The sequence below is a fragment of the Leptotrichia sp. SK-5 genome (genome assembly GCF_055387215.1).
This window is the reverse complement of sequence record NZ_AP028931.1, coordinates 2332433-2355286: the sequence shown is the minus strand read 5'-3', so window position 1 is coordinate 2355286 and position 22854 is coordinate 2332433. Positions and strand designations below refer to the sequence as shown.

The following is a 22854-nucleotide window of genomic DNA, read 5'->3' as shown; positions in this document are numbered from 1 at the left end:
GAATACTGTATCTTTCCTGCTGTTTTTATTTGAATACAAATTTGATAAATTAATATTTTGTGTTATAATTAATTTAAAATTATAAGGAGGAATTATGGAAAATAAAAGTTATTTTGACGGTGGGCTGCTTAGTTACATTGGGTGGATTATTTTAGGCTCTCTTATAACATCTTGTACGTTTGGAATTTGTTATCCGTGGGCATTGTGCATGATTTATGGTTGGAAAATAAATCATACTGTTGTTGAAGGTAAAAGATTAAAATTTAATGGCAATGCAGTAGGTTTGTTTGGTAATTGGATAAAATGGTTATTGCTAATAATAGTAACATTAGGAATATACGGATTTTGGGTTCATATTAAATTAGAACAGTGGAAAGTAAAAAATACAACTTTTTTAAATTAATTTATTAACTTAAGGCGGATTATTTTAGTCTTTTTTCTTGATTTTACTCGAAATTTATTACAAAATATAAACTATATTAAGGACAAAAAGTTTTAATGCTTTACTAGAGTATGTAATTCAAAATTTATTAAACATTCGCTATTTAAAGGCGGAATAGTATTAAAAAAATAATTATAAAAAAACAAGAGGTATAGTTATGGATTGCCTCTTGTTTTATTTTATTAAAAGTTAAAAAATTATCTTCTTCTAGCTGATCTTCTTCTTCCAGCAGCTATTCTTGCTTGTCTTTGTCTACGAGAAGGTTCTTTTTTTACATATACAGTTTTGTTAGTTCTTCTTTTTGGTACTCTTATAAAGATGTATCTTCTTCTTATTACTCTTCTTCTTGGTTCTCTTTTTACATACACAACTTTATTGTTTCTCCTAGTTACTGAAAATGAAGTAACTGAAATACCAAGTATTCCCAGGATTAAAATTAGTTTTTTCATAAAATTTTTGATATTCATTATATCATCTCCTTCTTTTTGATTTGATAAAGTTTATTTCAATGATAATTTTTCCCAAAAATTATATTATAGATTATAACATTATTTTATTTTAAAATGTTGTAAAATTTATTTGAAATCCATGTTTTTATAAAAATTTATTTTTTTAGTGATTTTTTTAGGAAATCAAGTTATAATTATACTGAGAAATACAAATTTTTTTCAAGGAGGAAAAGTTATGAAAAAATTAATGTTATTGGGACTGGCAGTCTCATTATTTTCTACAGCAGGTTTGGAGGCAAAAACAATTCAAAGGGCAAAAAAACAAAGTCCATCAACTTCATTTGAGCTGAATGTAGCTCACATTAACGATCACCATTCACATCTGGAAGAGGAAAAAATGCCTCTTAAACTCAATGGAAAAACTGTTACGGTACATATTGGAGGATTGCCAAGAGTGGCACAGGCAATCAAAAATTTTAGACAAGGCAATAAGAATACTCTTGTACTCCACGCAGGAGACGCGCTGACAGGGACGCTTTATTACACATTATTTGAAGGAAAAGCTGATGCCGAGCTTATGAATGCAATAAATTTTGATGTTTTTACATTGGGAAATCACGAATTTGACGATGGAAACAAACTTTTAAGATCATTTTTAGATGTCTTGAAAATACCAGTAGTTTCTGCAAATGTTGTGCCTGATAAAGGAAGCATTCTGGAAGGAAAATGGAAACCATATATGATAAAAAATGTTGGTGGGCAAAATATCGGAATTATTGGACTGGATGTCGTGAAAAAAACTAAGGAATCTTCTAGTCCGGGAGATGACATTAAATTCCTTGATGAAGTTGAAACAGCGAGAAAATATGTAAATGAGCTGCAAGGCAAAGGAATAAATAAAATAATAATTGTATCCCATTCAGGATACGAAAAAAATGTGGAAATTGGGGAGAAGGTTGACGGAGTTGATTTGATCATAACTGGGGACACTCATTATTTATTAGGGAAAGAATTTGAACAATTTGGATTAGTTCCTGAAAAAGAGGATTACCCTAAAAAAGTAAATTCGCCTAACGGAAATCCAGTTTATATTGCAGAAGCATGGAATTATTCGTATTTATTAGGGCAAATGAAAGCAAAATTTGACAAGAATGGCGTAATTACCGAATTAATCCCAACGCCGAAAGTTCTAATTGGAGATGATTTTTTTGAAGTGAAAAATGCTGAAGGGAAGGCAGTTCAGTTAGATGCAAAAGAAAAAAATGAAATTTTAAATTCAATAAAAAACAATAAAAATATAGCTGCCATCAAAAATGATCCAGCTTTAGCAAAGCTTCTCGAAAGATACCAAAAAGAAAAAACAGAACTTGGAAAACGTACAATTGGTAAAATTACAGAAGAAATTCCAGGAGGTTCAGACAACAGAGTACCAGGACCTCACAATAAAGACGGTTCTTTTGCAACAACACTTGTAGCTGAATCAGTTTTACATAAATTAAGAAATACAGGAACTGGAAACGTTGACTTTGTAATTGGAAACGCAGGTAACGTAAGAATCACATTAAATCCAGGTGTATTCACTTATGATTTGGCATATTCATTACTGCCATTTACTTCAAACACAGTATTTATAACAGACATTACAGGTGCAGAAGTGAAACAGACATTAGAAGACGCAATTGACTATGTTCTAAATGGAGGTTCAAGCGGTGCATTCCCTTATGGTGCAGGAATTAGATACGAAGCTACAAAAGAAGGAACACTTGGTACAAGAGTCAAAAAAATAGAAGTATTCGACTTTAAAGCAAACAAATGGGTGCCAATTGACGCTAAAAAAACATATATGTTAGCTGTAAACTCTTACATCGCCAAAGGAAAAGACGGCTACACAACATTAGGAAAAATCACATCCCAAAAACGTGGAAGAGATACTCATTTAAGCGATACTAAAATATTTATTGACTATTTGAAAGAGAAAAAAGAAATAGGAAAACCAAAATCTACAAACGTAATCTTCAAATACTAATTTTTTAAAAAATTTAAAAACAAATGACACTTTGATTAAAAATTATTTTGATTAATAAATATTTTTTATTTTTATTTAATATTAGTTTTTTTAACGCAGAGGTATCAGACGCCATACCTCTGCACTCCCGCTTTACGCAAAACTTTCTTATAAAGAAAAAATAAAACTCGATTTTGAACTAAGATTATTTTAACTGAAATAACTGTGTATAATTCAAAACATATTTCAAAATCTCAAACAGTTATTTTTTCTTTAACAAAATTTTGCTTGAAATAAAACTATCTTGTTGTAAAAAAAATAAAAACATAAAAATTATAAAAAAAATTCATTAATAACAGTATATTGTGTAAAATAAAAATATTAATTTTAAGTATTTATACCAAAGAATTTAGAAAAGAAGGAAGTAGTTTTATGGATAAAAAAAATAATAACAGTGATGCTATGACACTTAAAGAAGTGCAGTATTTGATAAAAAGAATAGAAAAAGGAACTCTGGATGAAACAAAGGATGATAAAATTAAGCAGAATAAAAAGGAAAATGGACAAAGACTTGTTTTAAAATTAATTGAGGAATTTGGAGAATTAGCTGAAAATATTAGAAAAAATGTGAGATATAATGGAGAAAATATAAAAGGTACTATCGAAGAAGAAGTGTTTGATGTTTTTTATTATATTATTGCGATTGCGAATGACTATGAGATTGATTTGGAAAAGATTTTTTATATTAAAGATGAATTGAATGAAGTAAAATATGGCAGGGAGTTTTCGATTTACGAAGCTAGAGAAAAATGGAAAAATATGAAAAAATGAATGTAAAATGTAGTTCAAAAATCTATAAATAGTTTATTTAACTCTAAAATTTATTTAATTTTACGAGGATTTAGTATGTTTTTTAAAAAATTTAAGTATAGAAAATAAAAAACTGAAAAGGAAATATAGATATTATGACAACAGAAAATACGGATACTGCTTTAATAAAACGAGAAACAAGTATAAAAATATTAGGGACAAGCGATGTTCATGGAAGGGTGCTTGCTTGGAACTATGCGGCTGATGAAGAGGATAAGTCGGGTTCTTATGCACAAATTTCAACGTTAGTCAAAAAAATTAGAGAAAAAAATAAAAATGTGATTTTGGTTGAAGTTGGGGATGCGATTCAGGATAATTGGATAGAAAAATTTTCAATGACGCCAAAACATCCTATTCCTAAAATATTAAATTATATGGGATATGATATTTTTGTGCCAGGAAATCACGAATTTAATTTTGGAATGCCAATACTATCAAATATTTTACGAGATATGAAATGTAAAAAATTAACTGCCAACTTGTATTACAATGAAAATGCTGAAAATGATACTAATTTTTCAAAAGATAAACATAGATATTTAGATGCAACGACAATTATTGAAAAAGATGGTGTGAAAATAGGAATTATTGGATTATCAACTCCAATGTCGGCACAGTTTGAAGAAGATACTGGCTATTTGAAGGATTTTTATTTTGTGTCACCTATAAAGGAAACTCAAAAACAAATAAAAAAACTGAAAGAGGAAGGTGCAAATGCCATTGTTGTCGTGGCACATATGGGCATTGAAAATGAAAATGGAATTCCTGAAACTGGAGTAAGGGATTTAGCAAACGCTGTACCTGAAATTGATGTGATTATAGCAGGACATATGCATCAGAATATACCAAAGGAAATAATTAACGGTGTTCTTATTACAGAGCCTCACAGATACGGAACTTTTGTTTCTGAAGTGGATTTGAAATTTGAAATTACTGGTAAAAATGTTTGCTTGATAGGTAAAAATTCTACAACTGTTTCTGTAAAAAATGAAGAATCTGACAAAAGAATTGAAGAAATTTACAAGCCGTTTCATAATAGGCTTTGCAGAATTGCAGATGAAGAAATTGGCGAAACATTGAATGATATGATTCCGCAGGAAAAACATCACGGCATATCGTCTGCCTTTAGTAAAGACACAGGGATGTCCTCGTTTATAACGGATGTGGAGCTTTATTACAGTGGAGCAGATGTTGTTTCATTTGCATATAATTATGAAAATGTAAAACTGGATAAAGGAGAAATTAAGAGAAAAGACATAGTTTACAACTACCGTTACACAGGTGGAGATGTTACAATTTACGAAATGACTGGAAAACAGTTAAAAGATTATATGGAATGGGCTGCTGATTATTTTGATACAATTCGGCCTGGAGATACCGAATACCATTACAATCAAGAGCGTGCGAACGGCAAATATGTAACATTTGATATTTTTGGCGGAGTGAAATATAAAATTGATCTAAGAAACGAAAAAGGCAATAAAATTACCAACCTAATGTTAGTCAATGGAACTAAAATAACGCCTGAAATGAAATTAAAAGTTGGAATGAATGCCTATAGATTTGAACAGCTGGCTAGAAAAGGCGGTATTTTTGATGGTCAGAAAATTCCAGTCTTATGGGCCTCAAAAGAAATAATTGGAAATATAAAGGGAACCATTCAGAATATGATGATTGACTATATTCGAGATGTAAAAAAAGGTGTAATTGATGGAAAGAGCCATAATAACTGGGAAATAATTGGATTATAATTTAGAATTTCTGAAGGAATAAAAATAAAAAACACAAAAATGGAGAACAATTTATGAGAAAATTAACAATAGCATTTTTACTGTTAAGCAGTCTGAGCTTTGCTTACACAAGAAAGGAGCAAATTCAGGAAAATCTTTCAAAAATGGGAATAAAGCAGGCAATAATTGATGAAACAAAAAAAATTGATTATGAAATAAGAGATATTGTGGCTTTTGAAAATGATGAAACTGTAATTGGAGAAAAATTGAATAAACTGCTTGCTATCTTGAAAAAAGATGAGCGAAATTACATTGTGTCAGAAGATATTATCACAATTTATGAGTCTAAAATCGGAAAAGATTATGAAAAATATTTAGATTTATTCACAAAACACACTCCTTACGAGTATGAAAAATTATTTGCAAACATGGTATATTATCGCGGAATTGGAAAAAAGGATAAAAGCGATAGCTATTATAAAGAAATAGAAAAAAAGTATAATAATACTCCCATTATGGAAATTGTAAAAATATTTAACATTGCAAATGAAGATAATAGACAGATTCAAATAAAAAAAGTTTTAAATTTATTAAAAAGCGAAGATGTAAAAAGACAGGTTGGAATGGCAGATGAAGAAGTACATTCGATGAACTTGACTTACACATTGTCTGAAGTGAGAAAATATTACAATGACGGTAAAATCGAAAAAGCAGTTTCAGAATATATAAACAACATCATAAATGCCAATGTATCAAATGAAGTTCGTGAATATAACCGCCGAAAAGAAACATTGCTATTATTAAATGTTTTGATGATAAATGAAGAAATTGCAAATAAAAAGTTACGTGAACAAAATAAGCAGAAGTTAGAAAGCACCTATATTTCTAAGGAAATAAAGAAAGCAACTGCAAAAGATGCAGATTATCTGGATAAATATTTGAATGAGATGTAGTGAGGAAAATTGAATATGAAAAAAATATTTTTATTTATATGCTTAATCTTGATGTTTATTTCTTGCGGGAAATTCGACAGAAAGAAATACAGCAATAAAGATTTAAAAAAATTGGATTTTAGTAAAAATTATGACTTTAAGCATAAAGAAGCTGTTACAGGAAATTCAGACTATTTTGAGTGGAATCTTGAATGTGAGAAGCTAAATTGTAATGTTTCCTATTTACATGGAGTCAAAAAATATTCAAGAAAAATTGTTTTAAAAGATTATAAACAAAAAAATAATATAATTAAGAAAATAACAAATGGGATGAAAAATCCAAACGAAAATGTAGTAATTGATGATCATTATCCAGAAAGCAAGATTATAATTTATGATAAAAATGAACATTATTCTTTTGATTCAAATGTTGAAAATAACGAGTTTTATAAAATATTAGATAATTTGCTTGGAGAAAATCATGAGAGATTATTGGAAAAATTATAAACAAATTTAAGAAAGGAAATTAAATTTATGAAAAAAATTTTGTTAGTAATGATGCTGGTGTTTTCAACGTTTATGTTTGGAAATCCAGAATTTGAAAAAAGTTATGGAGAAAGTATTACAAGCACTTTAAAATTTGGTATGACAAAACAGGAATTTGCTAAAATTATTCAGAAAAAAGCTCTGTCAAATTCACATGATGAAGGGAATTATGCAGTTTATTACTATGCTAATGTAAAAGATCCGCTGGGAATTGAAAGGTAGCTGAATAGTTTTAATTTTGTCGATGGGAGGCTAGTTTCTTCAGTTTTTGACTCACAAACTACCGATGCCAAACATGAACAAATAATAAAAATGTATATAAAAAACCAAAACAGGCTTTCTAAGGAAAAAATGACAAAACTGGAAGCAAAAGGAAGGCTGCTGCTTTATAACAGTAAAAAAACAATAGAAATTGCAAAAATGATGGACCACACTTTTATTACAGTACAAACTGCAGCGCCAAGGGTATTGGAATATAAAATTAGGTCAATAAAACAAAATTAAAGTAAAAACAGAAAAAAGTCTTTTGCCAGACAAGGACAAAAATAAATGGGAATATATCAAAATATGGATTTATCTGTTAACAGTCCAGCTGTCAGCAGCTAGGAAATTTAAGGAGAAAACTCTTATTTTCAAATTTCTATACTAAAATATAAATAATTAAAAATGAAAAGAACATAAAAATATTTTTATATTATTGAATTTTAATAAATTTTATTAAATTTTTTTGAAAAAATTGAAATTTTGTTTTGAAAATAAGGCCACATTGTGATATAATTATAGTTGAGAAATATTATAATAAATAAATTTACGGAGGTAATTAGAAATGACTAGAATTGAAGATATCTATGCAAGAGAGATACTTGATTCAAGAGGAAATCCAACTGTGGAAGTTGAAGTGTACTTAGAAGGTGGAGCAATGGGAAGAGCTTCTGTGCCATCTGGAGCATCAACTGGAGAACATGAAGCAGTTGAATTAAGAGATGGTGACAAATCTAGATATTTAGGGCAAGGTGTGTTACAAGCAGTAGAAAATGTAAACAAAGTTATTGCTGAACACTTAATCGGATTTGACGCTTTAGACCAAGTAGCTATTGATAAAGCCATGATCGAGTTAGACGGAACACCTAACAAAGGTAAATTAGGAGCTAACGCAATTTTAGGTGTATCATTAGCAGTGGCAAAAGCAGCGGCTAACCAATTAGGTATACCTTTATACAGATATTTAGGTGGAGTAAACGCTAAAGAATTACCAGTACCAATGATGAATATCTTAAATGGTGGATCACATGCTGATTCAGCAGTAGACGTCCAAGAATTCATGGTACAACCTGTAGGAGCTAAAACATACAAAGAAGCATTAAGAATGGGTTCTGAAATTTTCCATCACTTAGGAAAAATCTTAAAAGCAAACGGAGATTCTACTAACGTAGGAAATGAAGGTGGATATGCACCATCTAACATTAATGGAACTGAAGGAGCTTTAGATGTAATTTCTCAAGCTGTAGAAGCTGCTGGATACAAATTAGGAGAAGATATTACATTTGCAATGGATGCCGCTTCATCAGAATTTGCAACTAAAAATGCAGACGGATCTTATACTTATACATTCAAAAGAGAAGGTGGAGTTGTAAGAAACTCAGACGAAATGGTTGAATGGTATAAACATCTAACTTCTAAATACCCAATCGTATCAATTGAAGACGGACTTGCTGAAGATGACTGGGATGGATTCAAAAAATTAACTGATGCAATTGGAAAAGACGTTCAATTAGTAGGAGATGACTTGTTCGTTACTAACACAGTAAGATTAGAAGAAGGAATCAAAAAAGGAATTGCTAATTCAATCTTAATTAAAGTAAACCAAATTGGTACTTTAACAGAAACATTAGATGCAATTGAAATGGCTAAAAAAGCCGGATATACTGCAGTAGTATCTCACAGATCAGGAGAAACTGAAGATGATACAATTGCTGACATCGCAGTTGCTACAAATGCAGGACAAATTAAAACAGGATCTGCATCAAGAACAGACAGAATGGCTAAATATAACCAATTATTAAGAATCGAAGATGACTTGGCAGAAGAAGCTGTTTACGAAGGTAAAAAAGCATTCTACAACATCAACATTAAATAATAATACATAAAATTAATAAAAGTTAAAAGTTAAAAATGTCTCTTTTGAAGGTAATAAAATACATTTAAAAGAGATGTTTTTAAATAAGAATTGACAATTATTAATAAATGATATATAATATAAAAGATAATTAAAACCGATAACTAATTTAGGAGGCAAAAATAATGAAAAAAGTTGGAATTTTATTTGTACTTTTGAGTGCTTTATCATTCTCAGCTGCTTCTGCAAAATCTACAAAACAAGCAAAACAACCATCAAAACAAGTGGCAAATCAAACAGTAACTGGTAGATTTAATCAGCTTGAAGCAGAATATGAAAGACTAGTAAATATGGAGAACCAAGAGTACAGCAAATTAAAAGAAAATGCTGAGGCAGCTGCTAATAGATTAGCTGAAAAACAAGCTCAAAAAGCTCAAATTGAAGAAAGAATCGCTAAAATTGAAGCAGCAGCAGATTCAAAAGCATTTAAAGCTCAATATTCTGAGTTAGCAAAACAATACAAAACTGTAGTTAAAGCATTAGATTCAGAAATCAAGTCTTTAAACACAACAGTTGAAAATTTTGCAGCTATAGAAGCATTAAAAGGTAATTAATCAAATTTAAATTAATGAAAGGAGATACGAGAAATTAAAATAAAATTTAAGGAAGTTTTATTTAGTCTCGTGTATGAAAAATGAAAAAAAAATTAGCAGTATTATTAGGAGTATTAGTATTAAGTAGTGTTTCATTTGCAGCTCCAAAACCAGCAGCAGGTGGATCATCAATCGAAAGCAGCTTAAACAGCTTAGAAAATCAATTAATCAAATTACAACAAATGGAAGATGCAAAATTCAGAGAACAAGAAGCTCAAGCAAATGCAGCATCTCAAAGATTAGCAAACTACACTGCAATGCAAGCTAAAATCGACGAAAGACTTGCTGAAATTGAAGCAAATACAGATACAAGTATTTTCGGAAAAGAATTCAAAGCTAAAGCTACTGAATACAAAAACTTAAGAAATCAATTAGACAAAGAAATCGCTAGAGAACAACAAATTATCGATAACTTTGAATTAATTAAATCTTTAAGATAATAACTAAGTTAATATAAAAAAGGTGCTTTTACAAGTTATTTGCAAAGGCATTTTTTTTTATGTTTATTAGTTTAATAACTAAAAATAAGAATAATACTTTTATTTATGAATTAAATCAAAAGGAGAAATGAAATATGCAAACACAAAAAAAATTACACGGAATGTTATTAGCTAGTTTAGCTTCTAGTCTATGGGCAATTTCAGGGATTTCTGGAGAAATCCTTTTTAAAAAATTTAATTTTTCATCAGACTGGTTAGTCTCGACTAGAACATTAATTTCTGGAATTTTATTGTTTCTAATTGTTATTTTTATTGAAAAAAAATCTGTTTTAAGGCCATTAAAAAATAAAAGAGATTGTGCTGGAATAATTTTATTTGGAACAGCGGGAATGTACTTAGTTCAGTATACATATTTTAAAACAATTGAGCTCAGCAATGTTTCTTTTGCTACAATTTTACAGTTTACCGCACCATTTTTTATATTTATTTATGAATCTATAAAAAATAAAAAAATCCCAGCTGTTTCAACTGTTATTCTATTGTTTATGACAATTTTAGGAGTTGTATTTATTGCCACTAAAGGAAACTTTTCAAATTTATCAATTTCACTAGAAGCATTGCTGTTAGGAGTAATTTCAGCAATTATGATAGCTTTTTATTCAACATATCCAAAAAAACTTTTGAAAAAATATGGAAGTATTACAGTAGTTGGATGGGGAATGATAATAGGTAGCATAATTTCAAATGTTATTCATCCTATTTGGAAAATTGAAGGAAATGTAAATGCAAAATCAATGATTCAGGTAATAATCGTTGTAATTTTAGGAACTTCCATAGCCTATTTAATTTACATTGCAAGCCTGAATTATATTTCCTCTTCCCTTGCAGGAATTTTAACTGCTTTTGAGCCTGTACTTGCAGCGATATTATCAGTTGCTATTTTTGGATTAAAATTTTCTTTTATTGAAATAGTTGGTTTTATATTAGTGTTTGTATCAATTTTTATTTTGGAAAAGAGATTGTAGAAATTATTGAATTCTGATAAAAAAATGCTTTGAGGGGAGAATTTTCCCCTCTTTTATTTTATAAGTAAAATTTGATTTAAATAGAATAGTAAAAAATTATAAAACTTGAGGTTTGAGTAGTCTATCGTAATTTGTGAGTAAAGTTTTAAAAACATTTTTCTATATGAAAATTTCTGAAATTGCAAATAAAGCTGCTTTTCCACTCATTTTTATTCTTCCGTTATCTGCTAGAGTACAATAAAGTGTTCCGCTTCGTTCTGAAGCCTGATAAGCGATTAAATTTTCCTTTTGCAGTTTTGCCATCCAGTAAGGAGCAATATGGCAGTGCCCAGAGCCGCAGACAGGATCTTCGTAAATATTTAATTTAGGAGCAAAGGAACGGGAAATACAGTCTATTTTATCAGTTGTATTTTTTATTTTAGAATTTAAAGAATAATTACTATGTTGAGCAGTAATATGCAGTAATAATCCATCAAGTTTTTTAATTTTTTCCGAATCTAAATCTGCACTTAAAATAAACTCTTCATCGTCAAAGATGCACATTAAATCTCGTCCTAAATATGCTTCAGCTGGTTTTTTCCCAATCAATTCAATCATTTTATCAGTTATTTCAACTTTTTTCAAATCATAAGCAGGGAAATCAAGCTCGTATAAATCTCCATTTTTTCTATTTACAGTCAATTTTCCGCTCAATGTATCAAAAATTACAGTTTTTAAATTTTTTTCATAATAATTCATAATTACAAAAGCACAGGCAAGCGTGGCATGTCCACATAAATCAATTTCACCGCCTGGCGTAAACCAGCGTAATTTATGATGATTTCCTTCTCCTTTTACTGCAAAGGCTGTTTCGGACAAATTGTTCTCTCTTGCTATTAAAAGCATAGTGTCGTCAGAAAGCCATTCGTCCAGAATACAGATTGCAGCTGGATTCCCTGAAAAAACTTTGTCTGTAAAAGCGTCAATTATATATTGCTTCATAATATTGGTTTCCTTTCAAATCAATTTTGTTTATTTTAACAGATTTTAGAATATTTTTATATAAAATTTTTATTTTGGTTAGATAAATTGCAATATTAATTACGATATTTTACTAAATTTTATTGTTTTTTCAAAATTAAATTATATTTTATTTTTAGTTAATTTACTTTTCTTAAAATTAATGTTACAATTGATACACAGAAAATATTACAATTGAAAATTAATTTTGAAAGGAATAAAAAATATATGAGAAAAAACAAGTTTTTAACAGCAGTATGTATGTTATCAGCTTTTGTAGGTTCAAATCTACATGCAAAAACATCAAAAACTAAAAAAGTTGACAAATCAAAAACTTCTCACAAACCTGTAAAGAATAGAAAAAGTCGTAGTGGAAGCAATACTGGAATTTATGGTATTTCTTCAAATAATAAAAGCGAACTTATTGAAACAAAAATGACAGAATTAAGACAAAGACATGCTAAGGCCATGGCTTCAGGTTCAACTCAAGAGAGAAAAAAAGCGGCTGTAGAAAGAAAACTTTTAACTTCATACAGCAGATGGAGAGGGACAAAATATGCTTTAGGAGGAGATTCGAAAAGTGGGATTGACTGTTCAGCCTTAACACGTAGAGTTTATCGTGAAGCTTTTAATAAGGAACTTCCTAGAGTTTCGCAACAGCAGATAAAGCAGGGGACAAGAGTTTCAGCTAAAAATTTAAAATCAGGAGATATTGTTTATTTTACACCAGATAACAGAACGAGCCATACAGCTGTTTACGTTGGTAATTCATTATTTATAAATGCTTCATCTTCAAAAGGTGTTGTGATGTCTTCATTAAAAAGTCCTTATTGGAGAAAATATTTTAAATATGGTGTTAGAGTCCATAATGCATAAGGAGAAAGTAGGAATTTATGAAATTGACTAAAAAATTAACAATAATAGCTATAGGAATACTATTGTTGGGGTGTTCACTAAATGGAATTGCTGCAAATAAACATAAACAGATAAAAAGAAAAAATCCAGTAATAAGCTATAGAAAAAAAGCTATTGTTTCACAAACATTTAATTGTAGTAAGAAGCAATATGTTGTAAACTATATTACAAATGATAAAGTTCAGCTGGTAGATGTTGTATCAAATACTAAATTTCAATTAGATCAAGTTATATCTGCGAGTGGTTCGAGATATAGTAATGGGGAAATTGAAATTCATATAAAAGGAAATGAAGCATTACTTAATCGAGATGGTAAAGATATTTCTTGTAATCTTGTAAAATAGTGATAAAATAAGGACTGTACCTATTTCTAAGTCAGTCCTTTTTATTTTGCTTAAATTAATTTAAAAATTAAATCTAAGTCCTGTTGTAAACACATTGTTATTTCCTTTACCTTTTCCACTATCAATTGAACCATCATAGTTTACATACCATCCAAATTTAGAATTTACTTCAGTCAATGCTCCAACTCCTATCCAAGTTCTATTTTTAGCAAGTCCAATTCCTTTTACCTTGAATGTCGCTCCTGGTAATCCAGTATATCTTGCATCAAAACTTAAATCCTGATCATTAAAAGCTCTTTGATGTGTTACATAACCTTGGAATGTAGTCTTGCTTTCACTATTCCAGTTTACAGCTTTTCCAATTCTAACTCCAAGTAATGCAGCTGTCTGGTTGTAATTTTTCTTGTCAGCAGTCAATCCAAATTGACTCTTTTCTTCTGAGAATGATCCTCTTACAACTGTATCGTGAGTTAATCCTACAAATGGTGTTACAACAAAGTCTCCATTACCATTTTTAATATCATATCCTGTTTCTAAATATCCAGAGTAAACTTTATCATTATGGTTAATTTTAGCTCTTGTGTAATCATTAGTACTTAAAATAATATCTCTTTCAACATCACTGTCAACAAATCCAATTCCAAAACGTCCTTGCAAGTAGAATGGAATATTTTTGTTCCCTAACCTTCCATATAGTGAAACTCCAAAGTTATTAGCATCAGATTTACCACCATATCTGTTAAATTTAACATTAGCTTTTGAATAAGACAATGCAGTACCTAAAATCAAGTTTTCACCAAATTGCTTATCAACTCCAACTTGCCCACCAACGACTTTAGTATCTCCTTTACCATATCCATCTTGTTTTAATGTACCATTAGCTCCCAATCCAGAAATCCATAGTCCAAAATTATCTCCAACATTGTCAAGAGTACCAAGCATAACTAATCTATTTGACAAGTCCTTATTTACAGTTTGTGAATGTTGGAAAGTAAGAGCTTGTGCAGAAGCATAAATTTGTCCAGATAAGCTATCTAAAACAGCAGCTCTGTTAGAAGAAGTAAGAGCTTGTAGAGTAGCAGCTTTTCTTTCAAACTGAGCGACATTTCCAGCAGTACCATTTTCTATATTTTGATCTAATTTTTGGAAGGCAGTTTCCAAGTTTTGTGCAGTATTTTTTTGCATTTCATCAGATTCTGATATTTTTTCTACATAGTCTAATACATTTTTTCTACTTAAATTAACATTCAATTGGTTTCCTTTAACTTCAGTTGAACCATTTACCAATTCAGTTGTTTCAACATTTGCAAAATTTCCTTCAATTCCTTTTCCTGCTTCAATTACAGTCGTTGATAATGGTTTTGCTGTAATGTATCTTCCGTTGCTTAAAGTTTGTAATGTAGTACTTTCTCCATTTAAATTCACTGTTCCATTAACTATAAGTTTAGAACCAATTTCTGCTTTTGTTACAGAACCAGCAGTTGCAGTGTAATCTCCAGTTATGACAGCTCCTGAACCTCTATTTTCCAAAGTTCCACCATTATTATAAACATTTTTCTGTTCATTTATTATAGCTGTTGGATAAGTTACCAATGTTCCTTGCTGGTTTATTGTTATATTAGAGGCATTATTTCCATATATTTCTAATTTTCCTTCATCTATAGTAGTATTTCCAGCATAGCTATTATTCCCTGTTAATATCAATGTTCCATTACCAGATTTTTTTAATCCTGCATCACCTGTAATATCATTTTCAAAAATTGATGTCTTGGAATTTCCGATATTAGCATTAAATTGTCCTTTTAATCCTGCAGCTGAAGCTCTTTCACCAACAATAAGTATGTTATTAAACTCAGAAGGCCCTTTTAAAGCTTTTGTTTCATTAAGTAATCCCCAACCAAAATTTAAACTAAGTTTACCATCTTCAGTCATTAAATCGTATATTCTATCTGCAGTAGTAAGGATTGTTTGCTGTATTTCATGCCCTGTCATCCAAGGAAATTTTTCTTTTAATTTTGCTGCAGTTGCTGTTACTTTAGGTGCAGCAAAAGAGGAACCATGTTTACGGCATTCAGAAAGTTCACAATCACCATTTGCTGCAATAGACCAGTAAGCAGCTCCTCCTGCGTGTGCCAACCTGTTAGGGTAGTCAGTTATTGTTCCATCTGGTTTAACTTTTACTCCTACTACTGCTATCCATCCTTTTTGAAGTTTTCTGTTATAATATGGTAATCCTGCCTCAAAATCTACACCATAAAGTGGCTTATTACCTGCAGCCCATACAAACAATGATCCATTTTCTATTGCTTCTTCATAAAATTTTATAATTTCATCTGCTTTATTTTTTAGTTGTTCCTCAGAGTAATTTCCATCAGGAATATAAACTGTTTGCTGAAATTGTTTTTTATAGTCAAATTCATGAGCTCTATGGGGTTCTATATAAATTCCTTGAGGTTTATCAAATTGAACATTTTCGTGGCCCAATGACTGATTGTATATCCTTACACCATTATTATACATTTGTCTATAATATTCTATATCAACTTGGTATGCTGGACCGTTTGAAATACTTGCTCCATATACTTCTGATTTTTTTGCTCCTTTTCCGTTATTTCCAGCTAAAATAGTTGCTACAATAAGACCGTGATCACTTTTATCAGTGGATTTTGTATTATTTTTTGGAAGTGTAGTCATTCTGTCACCAAATTCATCTTCGATTACCGTATTGAAAGTATCTCCTATTTCAAAACTATTAATTATCTTTGAATGGAAATTTTTTGTTTGTGCATTATTACCACTCAAAAAATCACTATCCAAAACACCTACCTTAACTCCTTGTCCTGTAATTTCTCTTGAATCAACAGGTTTAGTAAAACGATTGTCTACTGATGGTATCTGAGGTATTGTACTAGAACCAGTATTTTGTGGTTGCACTGACGGTGTATTATTGTTTATTCCGCCTGTATTTCCAGAGCCAATATTTACATTCCCAGCATTGGTATTTATATTTCCAGAACTAGTATTTGTATTTTCTGAAGTAGGTGCTATTGGAGTAGTTCCTGATGTTTGAGAAGAACCGCCTCCACCTCCTCCGCCCCCACCACAGCTTGATAATACTGTGATAAGACTAATTAATAATAAGGTTTTCTTCATATTTATATCTCCTTTGTATTTTATTTGTTTAAAATTAATTTTTCATTCGTGATAATTATAGCATATAAAATTAGAAAAAACTTTTAAATATAATTATTTTTTATATCAATTTTTTCATATTTATTTTAAATTTTGATATTTTTTTAAAAATAATAGGTAATTAAAAAATGGCAAATTTTTTAATTTGCCATCTTTATAAATAGTATTATAGAGTTTAAGGTTATTAGTTATTTTGTCTGTAATAATCCCATTCGTCAATTTGTGTACCATTTTTAAATTTACACACATTTTTTTGTTTACCTTTTCTGTCTTTAATAGTAACAGAACTTCCGCCTTTATCTACACAAAATTTTGAAGCAGGATTTGGTGATCCTGTTATTATTTCAGCTTCAAAGCTTTGTGGAGTATTATTTTGTCTGTAATATTCCCATTCTTCAATAGTTGTTCCATCTTTTAATTGACAAACTCCATATTCACCTTTGCTACCTTTTACAATAATAGGTTTTCCACCTTGTTTTTCACAATAAACGGAAGCAGGGTTTGCCATTCCTACAGTTGGTGCAGGTTTTGAAGTATTAGTTTTATTTTTGTTTCTATTTTTTCTGAAACTAAAACTTGCACTCATTCCTATAACAGATATACCAATCATAAGAGTAGTTATAATTACTTTTAAATTTTTCATTTTTATTCTCCTTTTTATTATTCTTTCTATAGTAATATAACACAGAAAAATTTGATTTTCGTGTATTTATTATTATTTTATGTTTAAAAATTGAAAAATTCAAAAAAGTTAAATTGTAATTAATTAACAGGATATACTATTTTATAATTGTTGTATGGATTTATAATTACCACTTTTTTAAGTTTTGTATCATAGGCATAGGCGTAATCATTATTATTATCACCAAGGGCTCTAAGAAATACATTCTTTTCCAATTTTAATCTGATTTTTTCCTCTTTTACTATCGTTTTATCGTCAGGTATATCAGAATATTTGTAGTCTTTCTGAGTGTTGAAATTATCAGAATAGAGACCTTCAGTAACATAGTGTATTAAAAAATATCCTTTGCTGTCTTTCTGAATTTTAAAACCGTCTGATGAATCTGGATAGCCAAATCTCTTGTTCAAAAGCTTTTCTGGATGCAATTTTCCATCTGTAGTAAATTGCTGATCGAATCCTTTTGCTAATCCGCCTAGAGATTCTTCGTCTTGCTGAATGCTTTGTGTATTATTTTCAGTAATAACACTTTCATTTGCATAAGATACAGCACTTATTGCCAACATTGCCATTAGAACACATAATTTTTTTAAATTCTTTTTCATGATAAATTCTCCTTCTTGATTTATTTTTATAGTAAATAATTTTCTGTTTTATTTTAATATAATTATATACTAAATTTTTTAAAATGTCAAGTAACTTTTTTGTTTTTTATTAACAGTAAAAATTATACCGTTAAAATATATTTCAAATAACTTTAAAATTTATAGATAATCAAGCGAATAAAAAAGAGAAAACTAACCACAATAGACAAATAAATTTGCGAAAAGGTTAATTTTCTCCCTGTTTTTAATAAATATAAGTTATAAAGTTCTGAATAAAATCTCAAAATCAGATTTTTAATCAACTATGAACATTATTCTATAGTTGTTGGCTGGATTTATAAGCACGACCTTTTTAAGTTTTGTATCATAAGCATAAGTTAAACCATCACCATCTACTTCTGTCAGAAAAACATTTTTTACTAATTTTAGCCTAATTTTTTCCTCTTTTGTTGGTCCAGAACCATCTTTTTCTTCTGATTCATCAATGTACTGTGTTACAAAGTATCCTTTACTATCTTTTTGAATTTTGAAATTGTCTGATGTATCTGTATAATTAAATAATTTATTCAAAAATTTTTCTGCATGCAACTTTCCATCTGTAGTAAATTTTTGATCTATTCCTTTTGCTAATCCACCTGGAAATTCTTCGTCTTGCTGAATGCTTTGTGTATTATTTTCAGCAATAATACTTTCATTTGCATAAGTTACTGCTCCCATTGTTAATACTGCTATCAACAAACATAATTTTTTTAAATTTTTCTTCATGACAAATTCTCCTTTTTATTTGTTTTCAAAATAGCAAATTTTTTATTCTACTTCTTGATTAATAAAATTATATAATAGAATTTACAGTAAGTCAATACTGTTTTTTTTGCGATTTTTTTGAAATTTTTTTTAGAAAATAGATTGAATAAAATTATTCAACTGGTTATTTTTTATAAATTATGCTAAAATAGATTTTGATAAATTCAAATAAAAAAATCAAACTGTAAATGGAGGAAAGACATTGGATATTGTAGCTAGTGTGGCAAAAGAACTGAACTTTAAAATGCCGCAAGTAGAAAATACGATAAAACTTTTTGATGAAGGGGCAACTGTACCGTTTATTGCTAGGTATCGGAAGGAAGTTACGGGGAATCTGGATGAGGAGCAGATTCGGGATGTAATTGAGAAAATTACGTATTACAGGAATCTGGAAAAGAGGAAAGAGGAAGTTATAAGGCTGATTGAGGAGCAAGGAAAACTAACTGAGGAATTGCATAAAAGTATTGTAAATGCCATGAAACTGCAGGAAGTGGAAGATCTGTACCTGCCTTATAAGAAAAAGAAGAAAACAAAAGCGGATATTGCAAAAGAGCAAGGATTAGAGCCTCTTTCAGAGTTTGCATTAGCCAAAGGGACTACGATGGAGCAGCTGGAGAAAGAAGCTGAGAAATATGTTACGGAAGAAGTGGCAGATGTTAAGGCTGCAATTGAAGGAGTGCATTTGATAATTGCTCAGGATATTTCGGAAAATATTAAAATCAGAGAATTTTTAAGGGATAAAATTGCAAAATTTGGAATTTTAACTTCTAAAGTTATTGAGAAAAATAAGGAAAATGATGAAAAAGGTGTTTATCAGGATTATTATGAATATTCGGAGCAAATTGGGAGAAGTGCTTCAAATAGGATTCTTGCGTTAAATCGTGGAGAAAAGGAAAAAATACTGAAAGTTGACATTGATATTGATGAAAAAACAGAAGAAGTTATAACAAACTTTATTCTGAATACTTTTGAAAATAAAAATTTAACAGAATTTTTTAAGGAAGTTATAAAAGATTCGCTGGACAGACTGGCTTATCCATCCATAAAGAATGAAGTGAGAAATATTTATACAGAAAAAGCGGAAGAAGAAGCAATCAACATTTTTTCTGAAAATCTGGAAAAACTATTGTTACAACCGCCTTTATCGAAAAAAACACTTATGGGATTGGATCCAGGATATAGAACAGGCTGCAAGATGGTAATTATTAATAAAGATGGATTTTACGAAACAAATGACGTACTTTTTCTTGTAGATGGAGTACATAACGAAAGACAGCTTGCTGCTGCAAAGAAAAAAATATTAGATTATATCGCAAAATATGACGTGGATATTATTGCAATTGGAAATGGAACAGCTTCGAGGGAAACGGAGGCTTTTGTTGCCGATCTAATAAAGGACTCTAAGAAAAAAGTTTCGTATCTGATTGCAAATGAGGCTGGGGCTTCAATTTATTCTGCTTCCAAAATTGCTATTGAGGAGTTTCCTAATCTGGATGTTACGGCAAGAGGAGCCATTTCTATTGCAAGAAGAATTCAGGATCCAATGGCAGAACTTGTAAAAATTGATCCAAAATCAATTGGAGTGGGAATGTACCAGCATGATGTAAATCAGAAAAAGCTAAATGAAACTTTGGAACAAACAATTGAGCATGTAGTAAATAACGTAGGAGTAAATATTAATACAGCTTCGTGGGCATTGTTAAGTTTTGTTTCTGGAATCAAGAAGAATGTGGCAAAAAATCTTGTGGACTATAGACACGAAAATGGTGATTTTAAAGACAGAAAACAGCTTAAAAAGGTAAAAGGGCTTGGAGATAAGGCATTTGAGCAGATGGCAGGATTTGTTGTTGTGCCTGATAGTGAAAATCCGCTTGATAATACGATTATCCATCCAGAATCATATCACATTGCAGAAATTATCTTGAAGGAAGCTGGCTGTAAAGTTGAGGACTTAAAAGAAGATTTGGATGTTGTAAGACAAAAATTGCAGAAAATAGACTTGGAAAAAATTATTAAGGAAAATGATTTTGGAAGGGAAACTGCGAAGGATGTATATGAAGCGCTGTTAAAGGATAGACGTGATCCCCGTGATGAATTTGAAAAACCACTTTTACGTTCGGATATTTTGAACATGGATGACTTGACAGAAGGAATGGTTCTGGAAGGAACTGTGAGAAATGTGGCAAAATTTGGAGCATTTGTTGACATAGGGTTAAAAAATGATGCGTTGATTCATATTTCTGAAATAGCAGAAAAATTTGTTTCAGACGCTACAAAGGAACTTTCTGTGGGACAAATTATAAAAGTTAAAATATTGTCGTTGGATAAGGAAAGAGGAAGAGTGGGACTTACGAGAAAAGGACTGTAAAATATAAAGGGCTGTATAAAAATAGCTTGTTTAGAAAAAAATTTGTACTTTTTTAAAAAATTTGATAAGATATAGTATAAGATGTTAATTGTTTTAAGAAAATTATAGAAAGAAGGTTAGGAAGAAATGGAATTTTTAGCAGGTTTAATACCATTTTTTGTGGGATTGATACCAATAATTTTATTTTTGGTATTGTTGGCTGTATTGAAAAAATCGGCTATGTTTAGTGCTTATACAAGTTTAGCGGTGGCTATTATTTTAACATTTGTTGTAAAGAAATGGAATATGCCAATACCGGGAATTATTGCTTCAATATTTGAAGGATTTGCGGTGGCGTGGATGCCAATTGGATTTGTAGTGATAGCTGCGTTATTTGCTTATGATTTATCTGTGAAAACTGGAAAGATTGAAACAGTTAAGAAAATGCTAGGAAACATTTCATCAGATAAAAGAGCACAGGCATTAATACTTGCTTGGGGATTTGGTGGATTTATAGAAGGTATTGCAGGATATGGAACAGCAGTTGCAATTCCAGCGGCAATAATGGTTTCACTTGGATTTAATCCATTAAACGCAGCATTAATTTGTCTGATTGCCAACTCTACACCAACAGCATTTGGTACAGTTGGACTGCCAGTTACAACAATGGTTTCAAAATTAGGTCTAAATCCTACTCAGACAGCATTGTTCACATCATTGTTACTGTTACTATTAACATGTATTATACCATTTATCATTGTTCAAATGGCTAACAAGGAAATAGAAGAAGGGAAAAATCCAGCTTTTGGAAAAGGAATTTTGGCAGTAATCATAGCTTCAGTTTTGGGATATTTGATTCAACCGATTATAGCTGCGACAATGGGAGCTGAATTAACAACAATCTTATCAAGTTTACTTGCGATGGTTTTAATGATTCTTGCAATTAAATTCTTTATTAAGGAAGAAGAAGGGTTTGAAAAAGAGCCAGTTACAGGTAAGGAAGCATTTTTGGCATGGTTACCATACATATTAATGATAATATTAATAATCGGAACAAGTCCAGTTGTGGAACACATTCATTCTTTACTAGAACCTACAACAACTAAATTTAACTTTGCTTTAGGAAATCAGGCTAAATGGTTCAACGAAAATGGAGCAGATCCATCAGTAACATTCAAATGGATTTTGGCACCAGCGGCACCATTATTTGTAGCAACAGTTATCGCAGGATTTATCCAAAGAGCTAAAATTAAAGATATGGGAGAAGTCCTATGGCACACAACAGTTCATAAAATACCATCACTTGTGGTAATTATGGGAATTGTTGCGTTATCAGTAGTTATGAAGCATAGTGGAATGATTCAAAGCATTGCAGATGGATTCGTAAGCCTTACTGGTAAAGGATTTCCTTTAATCTCGCCATTCTTAGGAACAATTGGAACATTTGTTACAGGAAGTGATTTGTCGTCTAACTTGTTATTCGGAGATTTGCAGGCAAGTGTTGCTAATGGACTAAAACCAGGTAGTGATGTATTAAAAGAATTATTTATCGCTGCAAATACTGCGGGAGCTACAGGTGGTAAGATGATTTCACCTCAAAATATAGCGATTGCAGCTTCGACAGTTGGATTAGTTGGAAAAGAAGGGGATATGTTGAAATTCACTATTAAATATTCTGTAGTGTATGCGATAATTTTAGGGGTTTTAACTTTCGTTGGAAGCGGAATGATACATTAAATAAAAATATAAAAAATTTGAATT

23 protein-coding genes are annotated in these 22854 nt (G+C 30.3%); 16 read left to right on the top strand and 7 right to left on the bottom strand.

The genetic code is table 11. The annotated features are described in order from the left end of the window. The first annotated feature begins 94 nt into the window (after window positions 1–94). Entirely contained in the window at window positions 95–403 is a 309-nt protein-coding gene (locus tag ACZ5B9_RS11490) for a DUF898 family protein (RefSeq protein ID WP_021769460.1), read from the top strand. Between the two features lie 236 nt (window positions 404–639). Here ACZ5B9_RS11490 and ACZ5B9_RS11485 read toward each other — a convergent pair whose 3' ends face one another. After that, window positions 640–909, bottom strand: coding sequence for a hypothetical protein (locus ACZ5B9_RS11485; RefSeq protein ID WP_021769459.1), 270 nt, complete (start codon window positions 907–909; stop codon window positions 640–642). 217 nt (window positions 910–1126) lie between these two features. On the opposite strand from ACZ5B9_RS11485, the gene nadN reads away from it, so the two are divergent. The 10 genes from nadN (at window position 1127) to ACZ5B9_RS11435 (ending at window position 10183) form a co-directional block, all read left to right on the top strand. Continuing rightward, a complete protein-coding gene (gene nadN, locus ACZ5B9_RS11480) occupies window positions 1127–2917 on the top strand; it encodes an NAD nucleotidase (protein ID WP_464422706.1) in 1791 nt (596 codons plus the stop codon). A 411-nt stretch (window positions 2918–3328) separates the two neighbouring features. After that, complete coding sequence (locus tag ACZ5B9_RS11475) at window positions 3329–3727, top strand: MazG nucleotide pyrophosphohydrolase domain-containing protein (protein WP_464422704.1); 399 nt, start codon at window positions 3329–3331, stop codon at window positions 3725–3727. A 134-nt stretch (window positions 3728–3861) separates the two neighbouring features. Beyond that, the gene (locus ACZ5B9_RS11470) at window positions 3862–5517 is read left to right on the top strand and encodes a bifunctional metallophosphatase/5'-nucleotidase (RefSeq protein WP_464422703.1); all 1656 of its coding nucleotides are present in this window, start codon (window positions 3862–3864) and stop codon (window positions 5515–5517) included. Window positions 5518–5570: 53 nt separating this feature from the next. Beyond that, window positions 5571–6449: a hypothetical protein gene (locus ACZ5B9_RS11465; RefSeq protein WP_464422702.1), complete on the top strand. Its 879-nt coding sequence runs from the start codon at window positions 5571–5573 to the stop codon at window positions 6447–6449. A gap of 15 nt (window positions 6450–6464) precedes the next feature. Next, window positions 6465–6935, top strand: a complete 471-nt coding sequence (locus ACZ5B9_RS11460) for a hypothetical protein (RefSeq protein WP_464422701.1) — start codon at window positions 6465–6467, stop codon at window positions 6933–6935. Between the two features lie 27 nt (window positions 6936–6962). Then, a complete protein-coding gene (locus ACZ5B9_RS11455; protein WP_464422700.1) occupies window positions 6963–7196 on the top strand; it encodes a hypothetical protein in 234 nt (77 codons plus the stop codon). A 90-nt stretch (window positions 7197–7286) separates the two neighbouring features. Next, a complete protein-coding gene (locus ACZ5B9_RS11450; protein ID WP_464422699.1) occupies window positions 7287–7478 on the top strand; it encodes a hypothetical protein in 192 nt (63 codons plus the stop codon). Window positions 7479–7800: 322 nt separating this feature from the next. Then, window positions 7801–9111: a phosphopyruvate hydratase gene (gene eno / locus ACZ5B9_RS11445; RefSeq protein ID WP_006805724.1), complete on the top strand. Its 1311-nt coding sequence runs from the start codon at window positions 7801–7803 to the stop codon at window positions 9109–9111. A 164-nt stretch (window positions 9112–9275) separates the two neighbouring features. Further along, complete coding sequence (locus ACZ5B9_RS11440; protein WP_464422698.1) at window positions 9276–9704, top strand: adhesion protein FadA; 429 nt, start codon at window positions 9276–9278, stop codon at window positions 9702–9704. Between the two features lie 80 nt (window positions 9705–9784). After that, entirely contained in the window at window positions 9785–10183 is a 399-nt protein-coding gene (locus tag ACZ5B9_RS11435) for an adhesion protein FadA (RefSeq protein ID WP_464422697.1), read from the top strand. A gap of 99 nt (window positions 10184–10282) precedes the next feature. On the opposite strand, the gene ACZ5B9_RS11430 is transcribed toward ACZ5B9_RS11435, so the two are convergent. Next, the gene (locus ACZ5B9_RS11430) at window positions 10283–10327 is read right to left on the bottom strand and encodes a hypothetical protein (RefSeq protein WP_369750586.1); all 45 of its coding nucleotides are present in this window, start codon (window positions 10325–10327) and stop codon (window positions 10283–10285) included. Between ACZ5B9_RS11430 and ACZ5B9_RS11425 the strand changes: the two genes are divergently transcribed. Continuing rightward, window positions 10318–11208 (top strand): DMT family transporter, encoded by an 891-nt coding sequence (locus ACZ5B9_RS11425; RefSeq protein WP_464422696.1) that lies wholly within the window; start codon window positions 10318–10320, stop codon window positions 11206–11208. The genes ACZ5B9_RS11430 and ACZ5B9_RS11425 overlap by 10 nt on opposite strands. A 159-nt stretch (window positions 11209–11367) precedes the next feature. On the opposite strand, the gene ACZ5B9_RS11420 is transcribed toward ACZ5B9_RS11425, so the two are convergent. After that, window positions 11368–12189, bottom strand: a complete 822-nt coding sequence (locus ACZ5B9_RS11420) for a PhzF family phenazine biosynthesis protein (RefSeq protein WP_464422695.1) — start codon at window positions 12187–12189, stop codon at window positions 11368–11370. A gap of 246 nt (window positions 12190–12435) precedes the next feature. Between ACZ5B9_RS11420 and ACZ5B9_RS11415 the strand changes: the two genes are divergently transcribed. Both ACZ5B9_RS11415 and ACZ5B9_RS11410 read left to right on the top strand, forming a co-directional pair. Further along, window positions 12436–13083, top strand: a complete 648-nt coding sequence (locus ACZ5B9_RS11415; protein WP_464422694.1) for a C40 family peptidase — start codon at window positions 12436–12438, stop codon at window positions 13081–13083. Window positions 13084–13100: 17 nt separating this feature from the next. Further along, window positions 13101–13466, top strand: coding sequence for an MliC family protein (locus tag ACZ5B9_RS11410; protein ID WP_464422693.1), 366 nt, complete (start codon window positions 13101–13103; stop codon window positions 13464–13466). 60 nt (window positions 13467–13526) lie between these two features. Here the strand turns inward: ACZ5B9_RS11410 and ACZ5B9_RS11405 are convergent, their stop codons facing one another. From ACZ5B9_RS11405 to ACZ5B9_RS11390, 4 genes are all read right to left on the bottom strand, one after another. After that, complete coding sequence (locus ACZ5B9_RS11405; protein ID WP_464422692.1) at window positions 13527–16619, bottom strand: autotransporter domain-containing protein; 3093 nt, start codon at window positions 16617–16619, stop codon at window positions 13527–13529. A gap of 223 nt (window positions 16620–16842) precedes the next feature. Continuing rightward, window positions 16843–17301: a putative hemolysin gene (locus tag ACZ5B9_RS11400; RefSeq protein ID WP_464422691.1), complete on the bottom strand. Its 459-nt coding sequence runs from the start codon at window positions 17299–17301 to the stop codon at window positions 16843–16845. Window positions 17302–17420: 119 nt separating this feature from the next. Further along, window positions 17421–17942, bottom strand: a complete 522-nt coding sequence (locus ACZ5B9_RS11395; RefSeq protein ID WP_021768061.1) for a hypothetical protein — start codon at window positions 17940–17942, stop codon at window positions 17421–17423. A gap of 294 nt (window positions 17943–18236) precedes the next feature. After that, window positions 18237–18707, bottom strand: coding sequence for a pantothenate kinase (locus ACZ5B9_RS11390; protein ID WP_071123996.1), 471 nt, complete (start codon window positions 18705–18707; stop codon window positions 18237–18239). A 283-nt stretch (window positions 18708–18990) separates the two neighbouring features. Between ACZ5B9_RS11390 and ACZ5B9_RS11385 the strand changes: the two genes are divergently transcribed. Both ACZ5B9_RS11385 and ACZ5B9_RS11380 read left to right on the top strand, forming a co-directional pair. Further along, complete coding sequence (locus tag ACZ5B9_RS11385) at window positions 18991–21114, top strand: Tex family protein (protein WP_464423973.1); 2124 nt, start codon at window positions 18991–18993, stop codon at window positions 21112–21114. A gap of 126 nt (window positions 21115–21240) precedes the next feature. Next, complete coding sequence (locus ACZ5B9_RS11380) at window positions 21241–22830, top strand: L-lactate permease (protein WP_464422690.1); 1590 nt, start codon at window positions 21241–21243, stop codon at window positions 22828–22830. Window positions 22831–22854: the final 24 nt, after the last annotated feature.

What these genes read in the sequence shown, in the direction of transcription:
- ACZ5B9_RS11385 (WP_464423973.1), top strand. Translation starts at nt 18,991, where the DNA reads ATGCCGCAAGTAGAAAATACGATAAAACTTTTTGATGAAGGGGCAACT.
- eno (WP_006805724.1), top strand. Translation starts at nt 7,801, where the DNA reads ATGACTAGAATTGAAGATATCTATGCAAGAGAGATACTTGATTCAAGA.
- ACZ5B9_RS11405 (WP_464422692.1), bottom strand. Translation starts at nt 16,619, where the DNA reads ATGAAGAAAACCTTATTATTAATTAGTCTTATCACAGTATTATCAAGC.
- ACZ5B9_RS11380 (WP_464422690.1), top strand. Translation starts at nt 21,241, where the DNA reads ATGGAATTTTTAGCAGGTTTAATACCATTTTTTGTGGGATTGATACCA.
- ACZ5B9_RS11490 (WP_021769460.1), top strand. Translation starts at nt 95, where the DNA reads ATGGAAAATAAAAGTTATTTTGACGGTGGGCTGCTTAGTTACATTGGG.
- ACZ5B9_RS11475 (WP_464422704.1), top strand. Translation starts at nt 3,329, where the DNA reads ATGGATAAAAAAAATAATAACAGTGATGCTATGACACTTAAAGAAGTG.
- ACZ5B9_RS11455 (WP_464422700.1), top strand. Translation starts at nt 6,963, where the DNA reads ATGAAAAAAATTTTGTTAGTAATGATGCTGGTGTTTTCAACGTTTATG.
- ACZ5B9_RS11450 (WP_464422699.1), top strand. Translation starts at nt 7,287, where the DNA reads ATGTATATAAAAAACCAAAACAGGCTTTCTAAGGAAAAAATGACAAAA.
- ACZ5B9_RS11470 (WP_464422703.1), top strand. Translation starts at nt 3,862, where the DNA reads ATGACAACAGAAAATACGGATACTGCTTTAATAAAACGAGAAACAAGT.
- ACZ5B9_RS11465 (WP_464422702.1), top strand. Translation starts at nt 5,571, where the DNA reads ATGAGAAAATTAACAATAGCATTTTTACTGTTAAGCAGTCTGAGCTTT.
- ACZ5B9_RS11435 (WP_464422697.1), top strand. Translation starts at nt 9,785, where the DNA reads ATGAAAAAAAAATTAGCAGTATTATTAGGAGTATTAGTATTAAGTAGT.
- ACZ5B9_RS11460 (WP_464422701.1), top strand. Translation starts at nt 6,465, where the DNA reads ATGAAAAAAATATTTTTATTTATATGCTTAATCTTGATGTTTATTTCT.
- ACZ5B9_RS11390 (WP_071123996.1), bottom strand. Translation starts at nt 18,707, where the DNA reads ATGAAGAAAAATTTAAAAAAATTATGTTTGTTGATAGCAGTATTAACA.
- ACZ5B9_RS11420 (WP_464422695.1), bottom strand. Translation starts at nt 12,189, where the DNA reads ATGAAGCAATATATAATTGACGCTTTTACAGACAAAGTTTTTTCAGGG.
- ACZ5B9_RS11440 (WP_464422698.1), top strand. Translation starts at nt 9,276, where the DNA reads ATGAAAAAAGTTGGAATTTTATTTGTACTTTTGAGTGCTTTATCATTC.
- ACZ5B9_RS11425 (WP_464422696.1), top strand. Translation starts at nt 10,318, where the DNA reads ATGCAAACACAAAAAAAATTACACGGAATGTTATTAGCTAGTTTAGCT.
- nadN (WP_464422706.1), top strand. Translation starts at nt 1,127, where the DNA reads ATGAAAAAATTAATGTTATTGGGACTGGCAGTCTCATTATTTTCTACA.
- ACZ5B9_RS11415 (WP_464422694.1), top strand. Translation starts at nt 12,436, where the DNA reads ATGAGAAAAAACAAGTTTTTAACAGCAGTATGTATGTTATCAGCTTTT.
- ACZ5B9_RS11400 (WP_464422691.1), bottom strand. Translation starts at nt 17,301, where the DNA reads ATGAAAAATTTAAAAGTAATTATAACTACTCTTATGATTGGTATATCT.
- ACZ5B9_RS11410 (WP_464422693.1), top strand. Translation starts at nt 13,101, where the DNA reads ATGAAATTGACTAAAAAATTAACAATAATAGCTATAGGAATACTATTG.
- ACZ5B9_RS11395 (WP_021768061.1), bottom strand. Translation starts at nt 17,942, where the DNA reads ATGAAAAAGAATTTAAAAAAATTATGTGTTCTAATGGCAATGTTGGCA.
- ACZ5B9_RS11485 (WP_021769459.1), bottom strand. Translation starts at nt 909, where the DNA reads ATGAATATCAAAAATTTTATGAAAAAACTAATTTTAATCCTGGGAATA.